The sequence below is a fragment of the Clostridium punense genome, from assembly GCF_017874425.1.
Lineage (GTDB): Bacteria > Bacillota > Clostridia > Clostridiales > Clostridiaceae > Clostridium_J > Clostridium_J punense.
In genome coordinates, this window is record NZ_JAGGLL010000005.1 from 47,912 (window position 1) to 68,378 (window position 20,467).

Consider the following 20,467-nt stretch of genomic DNA (forward strand, 5'->3'; position numbering starts at 1 on the left):
CTTATCTTTACTTATAATCATAATCGAAGGAGAAAACCTCCTTCAATTCGATTAGCTATTTACTTAGTTTCATTAATACTTTTAGTACACGAATGCAACTAACTATCTTCTAAAAGCTTATATCTATTTTAATTAATTATATCTTTTAATATTTCCCCAATTTTAAATTTTATTACTATATTGTTATCCTCAGTATTATCTACAATTTTTTCTTTTTCTAAACTCAAAGTTTTATTTAAATTATTTTTTTCTTTTTCTGTAGTATTCTTTTTAGCAGTTGAATTGCTTGACTTCTTTGCAGTACTTTTATTACTTTCCTTTGATACTGTTGCATTTTTCTTTTGTTCACTTACTTTGTTATCAACCATTTTATACTCATCCTCAGAAAGCACTTCTTTCATTTCTTTTTCTGTTTCTTCATATGCTACTGCCCCTTTGGTTACATCTACAAAGCATATTGGCGGGAACATAACACACCACCAGTTTTTACCTTCTCCACTTCCTATAAGTATTCTATAAGCTTCATATTCACCCTGTGGAAGTGTGATATTTCCATAAGTCTTAACTGGAAAATACTCTCTTGAAAGAGTTGAATCTACTTTATAACTATAACCGTTTGCTTCAATCACAGTTCTTGCAATATTTAATATATTTTCATTTTCTCTTTTAAGAATTTCTCTTGAGTTGTCAATGTCCTTACTATCTTTTAGCATTGGTTGAATATATTTTAAAACCTCATCTCTAACCTTTAATTTTAGAGCTTGATCCTTTTCTTCATCACTATTTGCAATAACATGGAATCTAATTAATTTTTCTGAAATATCTTCTATTGTTGAGTCAACTACTTCTTCCTCGTTTATTTGTAAAGTTTGTGCATTTGCAGCACCTATATTTTTAGCACTATATAAACCTGTCAAGAATGTTAATATAACTAATACTGTAACCACCATTGTTAAAAACTTTTTCATTTTATTTCTCCCCCTTGAATCCCTTAATTAATTACTGTTATATCCTAATTATTACCAAGAGGACAAGTTCTATACACTGACTGAGAAAAATTTTAAATTATTTTTATTTAAGAGGAAGAATAGAAAACTCTAGATAAGAACAAATGCGTGTATGCACACTCCCTTTTAAAAGCTAGCGATTGCTTACACCTTTTTACACTTATTCTGAAACCCTGTGACTTCAACACCTTCCAGGCATTTTGCTAGCGCAAAAAAGTTGAATTTCCTATAGAATTAAAAAAAAGCCCCTAGAGGGCTTTGTTAAAACTCTAAGAAGCCTTCCTTCTAAGAATTCCAGCAAAAGCTCTCTAGTTGGCTTCTTTTTCTTTAATCAGTTAAGCCCACTGTTCTTATATGGTTATCTACAGTAACCTTTATTTCTGCATTTTGGTAAACCTGTGGCCATCTACTTTGAATTTCACCCCAAATTCTAGGATGATACTTTCTCAAATTTTCCTTAACATTTAATAAATCTACTTGAAGCTTATTTCTAGTTACATCAGCTATGCCAACTAATTCCTTTTCCATAGACTCAGCAAAGTACTGCTCTATCTCTCTTATTACATCAGTGTTTAGTAGGTTAGCATCTGTATAGTAGCCCTTAATAGTTCCCTCAGTGAAAATCTTATAGTTTATCACTAGTTTATCATCTACTAAATTCATATCAACCTTGGTTGACACATCTCTAATATAATAATCTATAGGGTGAGCATCCTTATAAACCACCTTTTTGCAAGAGCCTATATCTCCTCTTAAGATTTGAACATCAGTAACCTCCTTATCATTTAGGTATCCTACAATTTGATAATCCTTAATTAAGGTTATCCCTGATAATACTAGATTTTTATTACCTTCTTCAAGTTTGAATAATGGCAACATATTAACATCCTGCTGAGTAGACATATCTATGTATTTATTTAGATTCACAGGATATACTGAGCCATTTCTGCTGTTGTTTCCCATGAGTCCTGTGATATAGTTTTCTATATTTTCTTCCATAAGAGGCTTAAACTTTACATAGTCCTCAGCTTTCCCCTCTACTACCGCCATAATGGTTGTTCTATTTAAGGATGGTTCCCTTTCAATATAGTCCATAACTTCTTTTGCAACCTCAGGGTATCTAAACAAATCATCACTTAAGAACAACACCTTACTATGACTAAACTGAAGATTTCTACTACTTTGTGCAATAGCTTTAAAATAAGTATCTGTCATAGAGTAGCCACCTACAGTTATCGCCAGCTCTTCCGCAGCACCCTTTTCCTGCTCCATATTTCTTATATCAGGAAAACCATAGGTCACACTTAAAACATCTATAGGCTTTTCTGCAAAGGCATCTGTTGGTTTAAATACCTTAAGTCCTTCTCTCTCTTTTATATCTTTTCCAATATCCACTGCAATAGTAGCTACAAAAGCTTTTCTATCTATCTCCACATTGTCCCAACAACCAGTAAGCAACAGGCTAATAATTAGTGCTGGAAGAACCTTCTTAATTTTCATTTTTGACTCCTCTCCCCTTCCTAATATAGCTAAGTAAAAAAGTAATGCCTATAACCACGAAAAGTGTACCAATGAAACCCATTCTTATGAAGCCCATCTTTAAATTCCTTACATCAACCACACTTTCAGGAAATAGAGCTGCTATATAAACTACTGGCAGAAAAATAACGGAAGCAATTTTAATATCTTTAAGATTAAACACATGCTTTGCTATATAAGAAGAAAAATAATAGGTATTCGCAAAGGCAGTAAAGTAGAAAATAACCCAAATTGCCATAATTAAACTATCCCATCTCTCTAAAAAACCAGCTCTTGATGTGATAGATTGAATCATTGTAATAGTTGGGAATATAGTGTCCCTAGTTTGTGCTACAGATAAAGTTGCTGCAACCAATATAAAAGTAACTCCGTAAAAGGCCCCTATGAAAATGCTACTACGTCTTAGAATTTTTCCTATTCGCTCCTTCTTTTTAACATAAGGTATTAATATAAAGGCCATAGAAAATCCATTTAGTAAAAATAGCAGTTCGAAGCTTCCTTTAAAATAGTTTACTGGGACTGTGGAGAATACAGGAAGCAAATTTGTAAAATCTGCAGTTGGCAGAGTCAAAAGAAAGGCTAGTATAGCTGGAATAAATATCATCCAGAAAGCCAATTCATTAAAATTAACTACATTAACTAATCCTCCCCTACTCAAAAATATTCCTAGGAAAATCATAGTTATTAAAATTACCTCTGTGGGTGTGTTGACTAAGAGGAACATGGTTATTACTTCTGAAAATACCCTTAAGGATATACCCAGAGCAAGAATCATCATAATTGCATAAAGTATAGATATAATTCTTCCTAAGGCTACTCCATAGATATTCCCAAGAATAACTACAATATCCTCATAGTTGTTAGCCTTCATTAAGTAATACATCATATACATTATTAAAAAAATTCCTGCAGCGGTGATGATGGCAACTATCCATCCATCAGCACCAACATATTTTGCCACTAAGGCCGGGCTATAAAACACCCCTATTCCTATCATAGATACCACTAAGCTTGCAAACAATCCAAAGTCTTGTATAAAATTTTTATCTTTCACCTTTCATTCCTCCAATAAGGCATCTGAAAATAAATAATAAATCAATGATGCCTAAGCCAGTTATTTTTGTCTCACCTTATCCTTAGGCTCTAAAAATTCAGGTCTTTCTTTAAAGTCCTTTAGAGGCATTCTCACATATAAATCCTTTAAGTCCTTCATAATTGTATTTACTGCTGGAGCTAAATAAGGTATTCCAAAGCTCTCTATTCTTGTCAAATGAATTAGTAAGAAAATAAGCCCAAGCATAATTCCATAAAGCCCTAAAAATGAAGAAAGCAAAATAAGCATTACTCTAAAATAAGAAAAGGCAGTAGTTACAGTATAGTTTGGAATTAAGAAAGTAGTAATGGCTGTAAGTCCTAATACGATAACCATAATTGGACTTACAAGTCCTGCACTAACTGCTGACTGTCCTATGATAAGACCTCCAACAATACCAATAGTTGACCCAACAGGCTTTGGAAGCTTTATAATAGCTTCTATTAAGAAAGCCAAAGCAGCTTCCATAAGTAGTGCCTCAACGTAAGCTGCAAAAGGAACACCTTCTCTTGAGGCAGCTATAGCATAGGCTAGCTTTGTAGGAATGAGCCCCGTATGGAAAGAAGTCATAGCTACATAGGATGCTGGTAAAATTAAAGATAGTACTATTGCAAACAACCTAATTATTCTAACTACAGACCCACTTATCCATCTGTTATAGTAATCATCTGGAGATTGAAAAAAATGTGCAAGTACTGCTGGCACAATTAAGGCAAAGGGCGAGTTATCTACAAAGATTGCAATTCTCCCCTCATATAAGGCTGCTGCTACTACATCTGGACGTTCAGTACTTTGAATTTGAGGAAATGGAGTAGTCTTATCATCTTCTATAAATTGCTCTATATATCCACTATCCAAAATTGCATCAATATTTACATCTTTTAATCTAGTCTTTAATTCTTCTAGCACATCTTGATTTACAATGTCATCAATATACATAATTGCCATATCAGTTTTAGACCGTACTCCGGCCTGACTTGGTTCCACCTTTAATCTTGTATCCCTGATTCTTCTTCTTACAAGCGCTGTATTAAACCTTATGGTTTCAGTGAATCCTTCTCTAGAACCTCTTATAACAGTTTCTCCTGAAGGCTCTCCAATACCCCTATTAGGCCATGATCTATTTGCTATAGTAAGGGCCGCTCCCAAATCATCAATAAAAACTAGAGACTCTCCTGCAAGCACTGCATTTACACCATCATTTAACTTAGTAATTTTTTTCATATCGGAAATAGCAATAATTTTATCCATTAGCTGCTCTGGAGTTATATTTTCTCCACTATCCATCAATGGCTCTAATAAGAAGTCATTAAGCAAAGTTTTATCTGCCATACCATCAATATAAACTAACCCAGCATTAAGATTTCCTATTTTAAACTCTCTAAATACAACATCTGCTGCATTTTTAAACAGCTCCCTAACATACATCATGTTTTGCTGCGACTTTTGAGAAATGTTTTCGCGAATTTGTTCTTGCAATTAACTCACTTCCCTTTCCTTACCTAAATTATAAGAATCCAAGTTAAGCACTTAGGCCTTATGCCTATTCATACTGGCTTACTAAGACTTTTTAATAGCGGACAACCCTCTAGGACGACTATTTTTCAAAGTCTCCTTGAAGGTTAATAATACAAAACTTATTTCTTATAGCTTGCATTTTATTTGAATCCATCAATTATGATTTTAAACAACCATAAACCTGATAATGTAGAATATTATTGCAACAGCTGCAACTCCTATACCAAGGTATCTAGCCTGTTTATAGGCTACTGGCTTATCTTGTTTTTTAAATTTTTTAGCATCAAAGTAAGCTACTAGGATGCCTGCAGCCAAAGAAAGTACTAATAAATAAATATCAAAACGCTCAATAATAGTCCTAATCATAAGCTTTATCACATCTTCCTTTATAAAAATTTCCTAATTAGTTTTAACTAATATGATTTTTATATGCATAATAAAAAACCACCTTGAGGAAAAACTTCCTCAAGGCGGTTTTTAGATTACTAAATTGTAGTTGTAACAAAAGCTTCTTTATACTTTCCTTTTAACTTTTCATAGCACTTTTCAGCTTTGTCTTTGCTTTCAAAGAATCCGAATACCGTAGGTCCACTCCCAGTCATCATTGCACCTAAAGAACCTTCTTCTACCATAAACGCTTTAATTTCCTGTATTTCCTCATTTTTTTTAATAGTAACCTCTTCCAATAAATTCATCATATTTTCAGCTACATAGCTTACATCCTCTTTTTCCATAGCTGTAATTAAGCCTTCTGTATCAGGATGATCCTTAACTTCCTTTATATTAAAAGCTTTATACACAGACACAGTAGAAACTCCAAAGTTAGGTTTGACCACTAACAGAACTTTATTTTTAAAGGGCTTTAATGGTGTTATTACCTCTCCGATTCCTTCACAAAGTGCAGTGCCACCTAAAATACAATAAGGTACATCAGCCCCAATTTTTACACCTAAGTCCATCAACTCCTGGTTACTAACTTCAGGCTTATATAAATCCCTCATAGCCTTTAAAGCTGTTGCTGCATCAGTACTTCCCCCTGCCATGCCTGCTTCCATAGGGATATTTTTATTTATATGTACTTTAATTCCACCTTGAATTTCATAGGTGTTTTTAAATAACTCAATAGCCTTATACACTAGGTTTCTCTTATCTGTAGGCACACCTTCTTTATCACAAGTTATATGTATTCCTTCTTCACAAGGTTCAAAGGTAAGTTCATCATAAATATCTACAGTTTGCATAATCATTCTAAGAAGATGATAACCATCCTCTCTTTTTCCAATTACATCTAAGGATATATTAATTTTTCCATATGCTTTTAATTTCATTTTTCTCACCAACCTATATAATAATAATAATAATAATAATTTATTCAGTAATTAAGAGCTAAAAGTGACAAGATCATTCGTGCTTACTTCTTACTTATTGATGTTTTTTATAACCTTAGTATAGTATATACTCAACAGATTATGCAAACCATGAATAGTAAAATAATAAGAGGCCCACCTTAATGGTAGTACCCCTTATATAAATAAGGCACCTTCGATAAATAAATAAGTCAGTATGATAGTCTACTTTGACTTATTATTTATTTTCAGATGCCTAAAGTAAAAATATTATGTCTTATTAAGCGTTAATACTTCTCACTACTATAGAGCGAGTATTTCTCTAACTAGCTACTAAGTTTAACTAATACGCTACTGAGAAATTTATTAAATTACTGCTATACTACAGCTCTTCCTGGGATGATTAATTTTTGAGTTGGTTTAATATCCCCATTTTCAGCCATATCATTTATAGCCATAATATCTTCCTTAGTAGTGAAGTACTTCTTAGCTATTTGCCATAAAGTATCTCCTGGTTGAACTACATAAATGATGATACTTGCTTTTTTCTTAGGAACTTCTTCCTCTGAAGCTTGCATATCTACTAAGAATTTTTTCTTAGCATTGTAGCAAACCTTGCATTGAGTCCTAACAATAGCTCTAATTGAAATATTTCCAACCTCAACACTAGCTTCTAGCATCTCTAAGAAAGCCTTAGTTAATGCCTCCATATTGTCCATAGCACCACTTACTTCAATTTGAGAAGTGAATGGAATTTCATCAGAAATACATGCTACATAATTAACCTCGTCTTCAGTTGAGTATAATACATCAACCTTTAACACACCTTCTATAGTCACCTTATCATCAGAAATCTTCTTATCAACAATAGAAACTGTTCCATTTGCCATAATAACCTTATTAGGCTTTGGCATGTTTTCTCCAACTTCAATATCACCCTTAACAAGGCTTTCATGTTGTCCTTGTCCTTGAATAACATTTATATCATACTCTTCTGCATTCATATCAAGCATGCAAGCTGGTGAGTAAGCATCCTCAATCATCTCAACTTCATCCTTGTACATAACATGAGTACAAGTCCTAACAAGGAACTCCACATCAATTATTCTATTTTCCCCCATATCATCTTCTCTTACATCATGGTCAAAGGAAGCAACAGTAAAATCTGTGTAGTGCTCCATATTTGGTCTTAATCCCTCACAAGTTAACTCCTTGTTTAATGGAACATTTGTACAAACTGCAACTAAATCCTTGCAGCCCTTAGCCTTATACAATATAGTTACGTTAGCTACTGCCTCTATACGTATTCCGCCATCATATAATCTAATATCTTTCTTACCTATGTTCACATTGTAATTAACAACCTTACCAACTTCAGGTTTATCCATGTCAACCTTTAACTCGCACTTACCTATAATTTCTCCACCAATTGGATCCATAACCTTGTCTACGGTCATTGGGCTTTTCAAGAATTGAAGATCATTTCCATTCTCTACATCCTTAACTATTTCAAAGGAATTCATTTTATAAGCATCGCATTTTATGTTCATAACTCCTTGAATAGATATTTTTCTTTCATTTATAATTATGCATTTAATATCTTCCATGCATAAATCTATTTCACAAAGCATGTCATTAGTTGCACCGTTCACATCAAGACTGCTTGCGAACTTAGAATTATAAGTAACTGGATGAGCCTCAATAACTTCATCTTCCTTAGCCATGTAAAGAACAGTAAATTGGATCTGTCCTTCTACATTAACCTTTCCATTGGAAACATCTTTGTTAGTTACCATAGGCTTAGCATCTAATGTTAACACTTCATTTACATCTGGAAGTGTATCTGGTATTACATACTCTTCTTTAACTACCATATCTGTAGAGTTTTGACCTAATAATTGCTCGTACTCTATATTGTCCTTGATTAAATCCAAGCGCATAACAATATCCCTCCTAAAATACCTACTAATAATTTATATAGACAACCATAAAAAAATATAACTAATGTCGAAAAAAAATATAGTACAAATTTCGCTAAAATATGTTGACATATGTCGAAAAATATTTTACAATAAAAGTGGTTATTGACCATATAACCTCTCATAAATTCTCAATACCCTTTTATACCATAGCTGAAAGATGGCACCCACCATCTTTCTTTTTTTTATATAAGGCATCTGAAAATAAATAACAAGTCAAAGATGTGAAGGCTATTTTGTGTTCACAAGCAAGCGTGTGTTCACAAGCAAGCTTGTGCAGACCAGGAAACAGGTTCCGCAGATAGTGGGGCTATCAAAGGGTTCTGTTGACGCAGTATAACACAAAATAGACGAGCAGATTGACTTATTTATTTTTTGAAGATGCCTAAAAGTCTTGCCTTTGGAAAACCCCTCACATGAACTTTAAAATTATCTTAAAGATTTTGTACATTTAATTATATTAACCACAGCATTAAAATAGAACTTCCCTATAAATAAAAATTAAAAATTTTCGACACCCTTAAGATCCTATAATATTTCTATAAAGGCCCCAGATTACTAAGAAATTCAGCTACAATAGATTACATATATTTTTAGAATGACTAGAGTTATTATCACCCCATTTTAAAGAAGGAGTCACCGTAATTATGCTTTTAGATCTCCTTTGAAAGCTGCTATTCTTAAGGTTTTGCTAATATTATTTTTAATGAAAATAAGTTTTATATATAACAAGAAAAGGTGAAGTGCTATAGCACTTCACCTTTTTATGAATAAAACTGCATGTATTGTTTAATATTAATTATTAAACAAACAAACTCTTTGATGTCAAAATTAAAATTATGTTTTACTATACTGCAAACACTAATTGAACAGTTTTTGTTAGCACATCACTGTAGCTGTATGTAACAGTTCTTTGAGTTGCATTTTCTAGTCGAATTACAAATATGCTGTCATAAGTTTTTTCCAAAACGCCGTCATTAACAATAATCTTTCTTCTGCCGCCGTTAGCCTTCAATGTTACCTTTTCGCCAACATGACTCTCAATGTCTCTTTTAATTGAAGTCAATACATTTTTTCTATCCATGGTAGCACCTTCTTTCTAATTATATTATAGGGGTAAATGGGATTTATGTCAAGTAAACCTACAATTGTACAATATGAACAATACAGTTGTCAATGTTAAAGTTTTGTTAAATTTCTTGAATTGTTGCATAATTTGGATTTTTTGTCGAATATGTAAACTTGAAATGTTAAAAATTTCAATCTCATTAGCCTTTAGAAGGAAATTGAATTTCAATAAAAATGCTTAAAATTTATATCAAAGAAAACAAGAGATAAGACTTGTTTTTAAAAGTTGTGATCTTGCATATTTATAACTTCAAAGTCCGAGATTAGTATGTGTGTAAATATGATTATATATTCTTATTTTGTGATAAATTTATAAATTTTTAACAAGTAACTTATTTATAGCTTATATCTAGTATAAAAATTCCTCCTTAAATCTATTTTAAAAGAGATTATTTTAATTTTATCTTTGGTTTTTATTAGACATTTGAAAATAAATAACAAGTCAAAGATGTGAACTGAAAATAGCCAAACATACTAAATTATTTTTTTGAAAATGCTATAAGGCATCAAAAAAGAGTAAAAAGGTTCCCTCTAGAGAATTCACCTCTGAGAAAACCTTTAAGCTTCTTATCTAATGTATTGGGACTTTGGGTAACCTTCTCTATACTTTCCTCTTGTTTGAAGTCCCCCTATTCCCTTTAATCCTGTTATGGTATTTTGTATAGCATCTTGAATATCTACAATATCATTAATATTTGTATAAGCGATTTTTTCACAAATCATTACAGGGTCAAGACAATGGATAAGTACTCTACTAGGAGAGCTAGCAAAATTAGCACCTGCATCTAGCAATGCCTCGTAATTTGACTGACATGCCCCCGCAAATATCACAAGTTCATCATAATCAGATTTATAAGTTCTTAAAATAGATACACACTCCACAAAGTATTTAGAATTTCTATAGTTATTTAAGTCCATATAATCAGGAGCATCCTTAGTCATACCATCATGCCCAGTAATAACTACTATATCAGGATTCACTTCCTTTACTAAATTTAAAATTTCTGCTGGTTGATCCTTTTCAGCAATAACCTTTCCTACCGCTTCAATCGAAAGCTGCTTATAGGTTTTTAAGCACACCTCCAAATAACCTGGGTCCCCATCAATATGAAGAACCTTTCCTGGTCTTCCAAAAAACATTTCCTTATTAGGCATAGGTATGGCAGTATTGGTAACCTTGCCTTTTCTTCCCTTTACGTAATAAGTATCCTCTAAAACCTTTGCAGGCTCTCCTCTATATTGATTTCCAGACCTGCTTAGCAATATCTTTTTAATAGATGCGTTTACTTTCTTATTAAAGACCCTATCCATCTGACCTAATTCCTCTTCATCTACTAGTTCTAAATCTTCCTCTAAGCAATCTGCCTCAATTCTAATATTTAACCCTTGAAGGATATATTTTTCTATGCCATACTCATCTCTTATATCAATGATCTTAAATACAATGTCGCCGTCATAGGATCTTCTTACTACTCTATCGCCAATTCTCATTATATCAACTCCATTTAAGACTTGTATTACATACTATGTACATTTACTACTAATGGTGAAAAAATTTAAAGCTTAATTTTTGAGTCTTTTTTGTTCCGTTAAACATAAAAGTCTATTTTACTGATTTTAAAACTCTATCGAAAACCCTTTAAAATTTTGAAATGAAAAGTTAACATCTAACAATAGAAAAATCTAAGAAAGTAGAGAAGATTTCAAGGCTTAGTAAAATCTTGTCTTACTAAACATATTTAAACAATTTATTAACATTGATATATTTTTAACAAAACCTATTGCATTTTTTATTAAGGGTTATATAATGAAATTAGTTAAATAAATAACAAACTTCAAGGAGGTCAATCCTATGTCAAAATCAAAAGTTAGCGAAATAAATATAGATTCAACTAGCATTACAGCTAGTAATCTAACAAATAATTCAACTGTAAAAGAGAATACATCTGTGGATACTAAAAGCGCTGTAGAAAGAGATATTGACAAACTTGTATCAAACGCTAGACAAGCTTATATAGATTTTTTGCCCTTCGATCAAGAAAAAATAGATTTAATAGTTAAAAAAATGACAATCTCAGCTTTAGCTAAACACAGAGAACTTGCTAAGATGGCAGTAGAAGAAACAGGAATGGGAGTTTACGAAGATAAAATCACCAAAAACATTTTTGCTTCTGAATATGTTTATAACAGCATAAAAAAATTAAAAACTGTAGGAATTATAAATGAAAATGAGGAAGAAGATTATATGGAAGTTGCCGAACCTATAGGGGTTGTTGCTGGAGTAACTCCAACCACTAACCCAACTTCCACTACAATATTCAAATCTTTAATTGCAATAAAAACTAAAAACCCAATAATATTTAGCTTCCACCCAAGAGCTCAAAAATCTAGTGTAGAAGCTGCTAAAATTGTAAGAGATGCAGCAATAAAAGCTGGTGCACCTGAAAATTGTATTCAATGGATTGAAACTCCTTCTATTGAAGCATCACAGAAATTAATGTTCCACTCTGGTGTAGATATAATTCTAGCAACTGGTGGCCCTGGTATGGTTAAAGCAGCTTATTCTACTGGAAAGCCTGCCCTAGGAGTTGGAGCTGGAAACGTACCTTGTTATATTGAAAAAACTGCTAACTTAAAAAGAGCTGTTAATGACTTAGTACTTTCAAAGTCCTTTGATAATGGAACAATTTGCGCTTCAGAGCAAGCAGTTATTATAGATAGAGAAGTATCCACTGAAGTTATTGCTCTTCTTAAAGAACGTAGATGCCACTTCTTAAATGGAGAGGAGATGAAAAAACTTCAAAAGGTTGCTATAGATGAAAAAAGACAGTCCATGAATGCTGATATAGTAGGTCAAAGCGCTGAAAAAATTGCTAAAATGGCTGGTATAGAAGTTCCTGAAGGAACAAAAATCCTTATTTGTGAGCTTGAAGGCATAGGAGAAAAATATCCTCTATCAAGAGAAAAATTAAGCCCTATTCTTTCAATGTTTATAGTTGATACTACAGAAGAAGGCATTCACCGTGCAGAGGAAATGATTGACTTTGGTGGTCTTGGACACTCTGCAGTATTGCACTCTACTGATAATAAGGTTATAGAAGAATTTTCAAGAAGAGTTAAAGTAGGAAGAATAATAATTAACTCCCCTTCTTCTCAAGGAGCTATAGGAGATATTTATAACGCAAACTTACCATCTTTAACTTTAGGTTGTGGAACCATGGGAAGAAACTCAACTACTCAAAACGTAAGTGCTCAAAACTTAATCAACATTAAAAGAGTAGCAAAAAGGAGAGTTAACATGCAGTGGTTTAGAGTACCAGAAAGAATTTACTTTGAACCTGGCTCATTACAATATCTTGAAAAATTGCCAGGGAAAAAAGCTTTTATAGTTACTGATAAATTTATGGATAAGCTTGGCTATGTATCAAGAGTAATGTCTCACTTAAAGAAAGCAAACTTTGATGTAAATATATTCTTGGATGTAGAACCAGATCCATCAACTGAAACAGTTATGAGAGGAACTGCTCAAATGAGAAGCTTTGAGCCTGATGTAATCATCGCTCTTGGTGGTGGTTCTGCTATGGATGCTGCTAAAGGAATGTGGCTTTTCTATGAAAATCCTGAAGTTGAATTTGATGGATTAAAATTAAGATTTATGGATATAAGAAAAAGAGCCTTTAAGTTCCCTAAACTAGGTAAGAAAGCTAAAATGGTAGCAATTCCAACCACTTCTGGAACAGGTTCTGAGGTTACTGCCTTTGCAGTTATCACCGATAAGGCTAATAGCATAAAATATCCATTGGCTGATTATGAGCTAACTCCTGATATTGCAATCATTGATCCAGAGTTAGTTATGACAGTACCACCTTCTGTTACTGCAGATACTGGAATGGATGTATTAACTCACGCTATAGAAGCTTATGTTTCAGTAATGGCTTCTGATTATACTGATGCTCTTGCTTTAAAAGCTATTGAATTAGTATTTAAATATTTACCAACAGCCTATAGAGACGGTAGCAATGCCCTTGCAAGAGAAAAAATGCACAATGCTTCTTGTATTGCTGGTATGGCCTTCACTAATGCCTTCCTTGGAGTAAACCATAGTATAGCTCATAAGCTAGGCTCTGAGTTCCATATTCCTCATGGAAGAGCAAATGCTATAATGCTACCTCATGTAATAAGATATAACGGAAGCAATCCAAGCAAATTGGTATCCTTCCCTAAATATGAGTATTATAAAGCACCTGAGAAGTTCCAAGAAATTGCTAAGCACTTAGGTCTAGGTCATAGTACTCCTGAAGAAGCAATTGATAATCTAGTTGTAGCTATTGAAAATCTAATGAAGGAATTAAATGTACCTTCTTCGCTAAGTCAATGTGGGGTTTCAAAAGCTCATTTAGATTCAGTCCTAATGGAACTTGCTGATGAAGCTTTTGAAGACCAGTGTACTACTGCAAACCCAAGGCTTCCACTAGTAAGTGAAATTGCACAGTTAATAACACAAGCCTATTAATACGGATTTCAAATTGAAATCTTAGTATAAATATAGAAACTTTAAAGAGGAACTAGATTAGTTGATTGTTAAAAGCTAATCTAAGTTCCATCCCATTAAATAATGAACAAGTTCATTTGTTAATAACTTTTGAAGCAGATTTAGTCTGCCACTTTAGAAGATGAAAGACTTAAAGCTTCCAAAATGTTGTTAAAATTTTTAAATTATTAGTCAGCAACCTAGTATTCATTAATTTAAAAGAATAACTACCTTGGCAGAGAAGGTTATTCTCATGGTGTTGGCACCATTAATGAATACTAATTAATTAAATAAATATGTATACTACTATAAATTACCCCTTATAGTAATCAGCTGAAATTAAAATACCAGGCTATGAACAGCACACTCATAGCCTGGTATATTACTTATAATCACTTAAAATATTTTGAAGTTGTTCTACGGTTGTAGAAGCATTAATTCTAACTCTTTTTAACTTATATAAACCTTGTGAAATATTACTATAGCCTGATTTAGTAGTAAATCCCACTTTATATCCTGCAACTTCAGCAGCTTTTATGGTATCTTCATTAAGCTTTCCCACTGGATAACAAATAGCAATAGTGTTTTTATTTAGTAATCTGTCTATTTTCTCCTTAGAATCTTTCAATTCCTTTAACTGCTGCTCATAATTTAATCCATTTAACTCCACATGGTTTACCGTATGGCTTTCAATATCTATATCATTGCTGGAAAGCTCTTTTATCTCCTCTGAGTTTATGTAAGATTCTGACACATCAATGGTTCCTGTGATAACAAAAATTGTGCCTTTGGCCTTATACTTTTTCATTATAGGAAATCCATTAGTATAATTATCTTTATATCCATCATCAAAGGTTAATAAAATAGATTTTTCTGGAACCCTTTTACCTGTGGTTATTGCCTCATAAAACTCTTTCATAGATAGGGTATAGAATCCATTATCTTTTAACCACTTTACGTGCTCTTCAAACCTTTCCTTTGGAACTCTAAGTTCATTTCCTGCTTCATAATTTATGGAATGGTACATAAGTACAGGAATAAAATTTTCTTCTTTATTTGCATAGTCCTTAGTTTTTATATCACCATGCTGCTCTTTAAAAATTCTCTCCTTCTTTTTGTTCATAATATCTATTGTATAAAAATCCCCTAAGTCAGCGCCACTTCTCTTAGCTCCATTTACCTCTTCTGCATTGTTAAGTTGTGCTAATAAAAAAGTTTTGGTGCTATCCCGATTAAATACAGGAACTTCCTTGTAGCTAATATTATTATTTGTAAGAAAAAAAGTCCACCAAATACTAACAGTAGCAATAATTAAACTAATCACCACTGTTAAAAACTTATTTCTCATTTTCTCCCCCCATGTTAGTTACTTATCCCCTTAGGCATCTTCAAAAAATAAATAAGTAAATCTGCTCGTCTATTTTGTGCTATACTGCGTCAACAGAACCCTTTGATAGCCCCACTATCTGCGGAACCTGTTTCCTTGTCTATCACAAAACAGCCTTCACATCTTCGACTTGTTATTTATTTTCAGATGCCTTATATCATCACCCTTGAATAGTAAATAAAGTTATTCTTCTTAAATCTTCTTTATCTATAGTATACCAGAATATAATATAATATTCATCAAATATTCAAAGTTTTTTTACTTGTTGAAATTTTTTATTTACTTTTGAAATACATTAAAGCTATGCAAAAAAATCCTGCATAGCTTTACAAGTTTAACAACATATTAGAAGGATAAGTTATCTACTCTTGTTTTAAAAAGAAAACATATCCTTCTAAAGCTGTTGAACAATATTAACCTTTTTCCAATTATAAACAAAAAAATTATTCCACGTTATAAGTGCTTTTAAAATCTTCAATGAACTTTTCAAATTTATCTTTTTCAGAAATTAACTCCTCCATTTTCTTGTTAAAGGTACCCTGTACCCAGTTCACTTCGTTGTAATAGTATCTATTACAAAGCCTCCAATAACGCTGTGGGAAAACTAAGAAACCAAAAAGAACCTTGTACTCATCTTCCCTTAGTGGAGAAATGCTATTATATCCATCAAGGATAATTTGCGCGAACTTAATATCCCAATTTTGACGTTTTAATACCTTTATCATAAAATTGGAAATATCGTAGGCTCTTACTTCTCTTTTACAATAGTCAAAATCTATTACGTTCACATTATTATCATTATCTATGATTATGTTATGGTACGTAAAATCATGATGACAAAAACTTTTCTCTTCCTCTGTTATTCTGCATATCTCAAAATAATTTGAACTGTTAAGTATTTGAAGAGCTTTCTTACTTTGTTCCTTGTAGTAATCTACAGACTTTAAATAAACGATATCAAAATCTGATTTATGATTCTTCTTTTTTCTAACCATTTCCTTCATCTTATCAAAAGACTTAATTCTTTTCTCCATAAGATGAGGCCATCTTCCTAAATCGGATTTAAGCTTACTATTCTCTGGTGGCTCATACCCTTTCGATGCAATATGAAGCTTGGCAAGACATTGCGCAGCAATCTTCAAGTCCTCTTCATTATAAAAATCACACTCTCTCCCCTCAATCCATTGAGATAAGGTGTAAATATCTTCATTAACCACCGCATATGGGTTTCCTTCCGTATTTAAAAAATATCTATCTATATTTGGAAACCCATTTTTATAAAGATGCTCTTTGGCACCGTAGACAAATAATAATTTTTGAGTTCCATAGCTTATCTTCTTTAAGCACTTAACGCCATCGTTTGTCTTTAAATGATATACGCCTTTATTAGGCTTGATGCTCTCAATTTTTATATCGAATTGGCGTTCAATCTCAAATTCTCTCATCATACTAACACCCCCTCTATAATTTATATGTGTATTTAACATTTTTTAGAATAACCATTAACATATTTTAGCTTGTTGTAATAATATACATTATAAGACATCTTTTAAAAATAACTAAGTCAGTATGCTCGTCTATTTTGAGTTATACTGCGTCAACAGAACCCTTAGATAGCTCCACTATCTGAGGAACCTGTTTCCTTGTCTGCACAAGCTTGCTTGTGAACATAAGCTTGCTTATGAACTCAAAATATACTTTACATCTTTGACTTGTTATTTATTTTCAGATGCCTAATATTTTTTTATTTATTAAGTTTAAGGAGTAGTGATATGAAAATTGGTATAGATTCAAGAGCTGCTAAATGGTACAGAGGTACAGGCATAGGCACCTACACTTATCAGCTTATTAATTCACTAAATAAAATAGACCAACTAAATGATTATTTACTTTTTACTCCAGAGGGTTATAACAGTGATATTAAGTTTAATAAAAACTTCAGTAACATAGCTATTGCTGACACCATGGCTTCAAACTTTTGGGATGACGTAAATATCCCTAATGAACTATATGATAAAAATATTAATTTATACCATGTACCTCAAAACGGTGTTGGTTTACCCTTAGAAAAAAAACACCCCTTTGTTATTACTCTCCACGATACAATTCCTATCCACATGCCGGAAACTGTTGGGGATAGATACCTTAGTATTTTTACAAAAGAAATGGCTGGGATAGTTAGTCGCTGTGATGGAATCATCACTGTATCTGAATTCTCTAAAGAGGATATCTCACGAGATTTTAACTATCCAAAGGAAAAAATTTTTGTAACCCACTTAGCTAGCGAAGATATTTACAGACCCATAGATAAGCAACTATCTGATAAAATTCTCAAAAGGCATTACGGTCTCCCTTCTGACTATATACTATATGTAGGTGGTTTTAGTCCTAGAAAAAACATAGTTGGACTTATTGAAGCCTTTAGTAGAGTTATAAATATGATCCCTAAAAACATAAACTTAGTTATTGCAGGAAATAAGGGCAAGTCCTATGCCATATACAAAGACTGCGCTGAAAGACTAAAGGTGGCAGATAGGGTTATTTTCCCTGGGTTTATCTCCATGGAGCACATGCCTTATCTATACAACAGTGCTTCTCTATTTGTGTACCCTTCCTTTTATGAAGGTTTTGGACTTCCCCCTATTGAAGCCATGGCTTGCGGTATTCCTGTAATCACTTCTAAAGTAACCTCTATTCCTGAAGTAGTTGGGGATGCTGCTATACTGTTTAACCCGAAGGAAATTGAAACTCTTAGTGAAAAAATTTGTGAAGCCTTAATGAATGAAAATCTAAGGCTAAATCTAATTGTAAAAGGCTTTCAAAAGGCACGGGCTTTAAGCTGGGATAAAACTGCTATAAAAACCCTAAAAGCTTATGAGGCTATCATTAAAAGCTCTTAACTTTCATGATGAAAATCTAACCTTAGGCATCTTCAAAAATAAATAATTGAAAAACCCTTAGTAATCTTCCTCATTACTAAGGGTTAATTTATATACATATATTAATTTATTTCTAGTCAAATAAACCTCTAAGAATATATCCAAATCATATTCTTAGAGGTTAAAAGTCATATTTTTTAGTTTAATCTAGTCCTAAAGCTATGAGCTAAATCTATAACTATTTATGATATTTTATAGTAACTTTTAAAGTTCATTAGCATATCTTCCTTTTCAGTAAGATTTTCAACTTTGTTTTTTAACTTGTAAACAAAGCTTTCTTCGCTCCAAAGCTTCCTTTTTAAATAATAATCCTTCACTAAACTGTGGAAGCCTACTGGAATCCATAACATGCCATATAAAACCATGAGTTCCCTTGAATCTATTGGTGTAACCTTATTATATTCTTCTAGGATATCCTTCATTTTTTCAAAGTCATAAGCAAAGCCTTTGGTTACCTTATTAATTAAATTACAAACATCACTAATTCTTAAATCTATTGCTGCATAATCAAAATCTATAAAGCGAATTTCCTCATTATAAACTAAAATGTTATGGTAAGCCAGATCGTGATGACATAAGCTAATCTTATCTTCTTCACTACAAAGTTCATGATATTGTGATCTTTTTAAAATACTTATTCCCTTAGCCATATGGCTTATGAATTTATCTATATAGTTTAAAAAAATCTCATCAAAACTACTCTTATTTTCAAAGGTTAAAGCTAATTTCTTAAAATAGTCTAACTCTCCTAAGTTTTTTTCACATTTCTCTATAGCCTTTCCAACCTCAGAGTAACCTTCCCATTGACCAGTGTCAAAGCCTCTAGAGCTTAGATGCATCTTAGCTAATACCTTAACTGCTAAAGACACTTCTATAGGGTTATTAAACTCACATTCCCTTCCATCCACTAAATCCATCACCACATAGGTACTTTCTCTCCACTGAGTATATATGTCACCATTTTTGTTTCTCTCAAAGCTGATTACTTCCTTGAAGTCATTTTTTTTCATATATTCCATAGAACTATCTATAAAACTTAATCTATGGAAGCTATAATCTAGTTTTTTCAGAACCTTATTTCCTTTATTTGTTTCTAGTATATATACCTTTCTTACAGGAATAATATCCTTTACCTGAAAATCATAATTATTTAAAAGCTTTATATCTAGGTGATATCTGCTCAAAAATTCTCTATCCTTAAATCTTGTCTCTAACATTTCTTCACCTCATTTATGAAAGAAATACCATCTTCCCTTATAGCATCACTGAACCTTTTTATATACTCACCTTCTGTCCAAGACTTCTTATTTCTTCTATACTTCTCATAAATTCTCATAAACTCATGAGGATAAGATAAAAGTGCTAATATAAAGTTCTTACTGCTATCCTCTAAGCCCTCAAGAGAACAAAATTTATCTACACATTTATAAAAATCTATAACAAAGCCTCTTTTCTTAAGCTTATATAGTAAATAATAAGCATCCATTTCTACTAGGTTATAGGCTACATCATCAAAGTTTACAATTTCCAAAGCTTCATTCTTAACCAAGTTATCAAAATCTACATCTGTAAGGCAAATCTCAATATTCTTCATGCTTCTTGAGATTAAATCCATGTAGCTATTTTCTCCAATAAAATCTAGGCACTGGTCAGCCCTTTCAAGCTGTTTTTCCCCTTCAATGCAAATAAACTTCTCTAAGTCATTCTTTACTTCCTGTTCCTTAATTTTCTCTAAATATTTTCCTAATCTCTTAACTTGAACTTTATATTCCTCCACCAACTTACAGGTATCATTATTAATTCTTTTCTTTAAATACCCATTAAAGCCACAGGCTATATTATGAAATTCAGCTATAAGCTGCAGTTGAGAAAGCACTCTTTCTTCTAATAACTTTTTACTTAAAGCCTCATTATTTTTCAGTATAAAATCTACTTTTTTAATCCCTTGCTCCTTGGCGTAATCCTGAAAGCTGTCGTAAAAAAATCTTCTCATACCACCA

The 20,467-nt window shown here is 32.3% G+C and carries 14 protein-coding genes and 1 pseudogene; 2 read left to right on the plus strand and 13 right to left on the minus strand.

Annotated elements, in window-relative coordinates; all coding sequences use genetic code 11:
- Positions 1–353 precede the first annotated feature (353 nt).
- The 9 genes and pseudogenes from spoIIR to yabG all read right to left on the minus strand — a co-directional run.
- A pseudogene (gene spoIIR / locus J2Z44_RS04425) lies at positions 354–968 on the minus strand (stage II sporulation protein R); the annotation flags it as partial.
- 366 nt (positions 969–1,334) lie between these two features.
- Positions 1,335–2,507, minus strand: a complete 1,173-nt coding sequence (locus J2Z44_RS04430) for a Ger(x)C family spore germination protein (protein ID WP_021282253.1) — start codon at positions 2,505–2,507, stop codon at positions 1,335–1,337.
- Positions 2,497–3,600 carry a GerAB/ArcD/ProY family transporter gene (locus J2Z44_RS04435; protein WP_209649368.1) on the minus strand — a complete coding sequence of 368 codons (1,104 nt, stop codon included), beginning with the start codon at positions 3,598–3,600 and terminating at the stop codon, positions 2,497–2,499. The genes J2Z44_RS04430 and J2Z44_RS04435 overlap by 11 nt, the downstream gene beginning before the upstream one ends.
- Before the next feature lie 60 nt (positions 3,601–3,660).
- On the minus strand, positions 3,661–5,118 hold the full coding sequence (locus J2Z44_RS04440; RefSeq protein ID WP_021282256.1) for a spore germination protein: 1,458 nt from the start codon (positions 5,116–5,118) through the stop codon (positions 3,661–3,663).
- Between the two features lie 204 nt (positions 5,119–5,322).
- On the minus strand, positions 5,323–5,523 hold the full coding sequence (locus J2Z44_RS04445) for a CLC_0170 family protein (protein WP_021282257.1): 201 nt from the start codon (positions 5,521–5,523) through the stop codon (positions 5,323–5,325).
- A gap of 119 nt (positions 5,524–5,642) precedes the next feature.
- On the minus strand, positions 5,643–6,485 hold the full coding sequence (ispE, locus tag J2Z44_RS04450; RefSeq protein ID WP_021282258.1) for a 4-(cytidine 5'-diphospho)-2-C-methyl-D-erythritol kinase: 843 nt from the start codon (positions 6,483–6,485) through the stop codon (positions 5,643–5,645).
- Between the two features lie 395 nt (positions 6,486–6,880).
- On the minus strand, positions 6,881–8,443 hold the full coding sequence (locus J2Z44_RS04455; protein ID WP_021282259.1) for a DUF3794 and LysM peptidoglycan-binding domain-containing protein: 1,563 nt from the start codon (positions 8,441–8,443) through the stop codon (positions 6,881–6,883).
- Positions 8,444–9,329: 886 nt separating this feature from the next.
- Entirely contained in the window at positions 9,330–9,566 is a 237-nt protein-coding gene (locus J2Z44_RS04460) for a Veg family protein (RefSeq protein ID WP_021282260.1), read from the minus strand.
- Positions 9,567–10,177: 611 nt separating this feature from the next.
- Positions 10,178–11,101 (minus strand): sporulation peptidase YabG, encoded by a 924-nt coding sequence (gene yabG, locus J2Z44_RS04465; protein ID WP_021282427.1) that lies wholly within the window; start codon positions 11,099–11,101, stop codon positions 10,178–10,180.
- Between the two features lie 361 nt (positions 11,102–11,462).
- Between yabG and adhE the strand changes: the two genes are divergently transcribed.
- On the plus strand, positions 11,463–14,123 hold the full coding sequence (gene adhE / locus J2Z44_RS04470; protein WP_245352981.1) for a bifunctional acetaldehyde-CoA/alcohol dehydrogenase: 2,661 nt from the start codon (positions 11,463–11,465) through the stop codon (positions 14,121–14,123).
- 400 nt (positions 14,124–14,523) lie between these two features.
- Here the strand turns inward: adhE and J2Z44_RS04475 are convergent, their stop codons facing one another.
- Together J2Z44_RS04475 and J2Z44_RS04480 are read right to left on the minus strand one after the other, a co-directional pair.
- A complete protein-coding gene (locus tag J2Z44_RS04475; protein ID WP_021282424.1) occupies positions 14,524–15,489 on the minus strand; it encodes a polysaccharide deacetylase family protein in 966 nt (321 codons plus the stop codon).
- 482 nt (positions 15,490–15,971) lie between these two features.
- On the minus strand, positions 15,972–16,976 hold the full coding sequence (locus J2Z44_RS04480; protein ID WP_021282423.1) for a CotS family spore coat protein: 1,005 nt from the start codon (positions 16,974–16,976) through the stop codon (positions 15,972–15,974).
- 324 nt (positions 16,977–17,300) lie between these two features.
- Here J2Z44_RS04480 and J2Z44_RS04485 point away from each other — a divergent pair, with 324 nt between their 5' ends.
- Positions 17,301–18,428 (plus strand): glycosyltransferase family 4 protein, encoded by a 1,128-nt coding sequence (locus J2Z44_RS04485; protein WP_021282422.1) that lies wholly within the window; start codon positions 17,301–17,303, stop codon positions 18,426–18,428.
- A 221-nt stretch (positions 18,429–18,649) separates the two neighbouring features.
- Here the strand turns inward: J2Z44_RS04485 and J2Z44_RS04490 are convergent, their stop codons facing one another.
- Both J2Z44_RS04490 and J2Z44_RS04495 read right to left on the minus strand, forming a co-directional pair.
- Positions 18,650–19,684 carry a CotS family spore coat protein gene (locus J2Z44_RS04490; RefSeq protein WP_209649369.1) on the minus strand — a complete coding sequence of 345 codons (1,035 nt, stop codon included), beginning with the start codon at positions 19,682–19,684 and terminating at the stop codon, positions 18,650–18,652.
- Positions 19,678–20,460 (minus strand): protein kinase family protein, encoded by a 783-nt coding sequence (locus J2Z44_RS04495; protein ID WP_021282419.1) that lies wholly within the window; start codon positions 20,458–20,460, stop codon positions 19,678–19,680. Before J2Z44_RS04495 ends, J2Z44_RS04490 begins: the two co-directional genes overlap by 7 nt.
- Positions 20,461–20,467 lie beyond the last annotated feature (7 nt).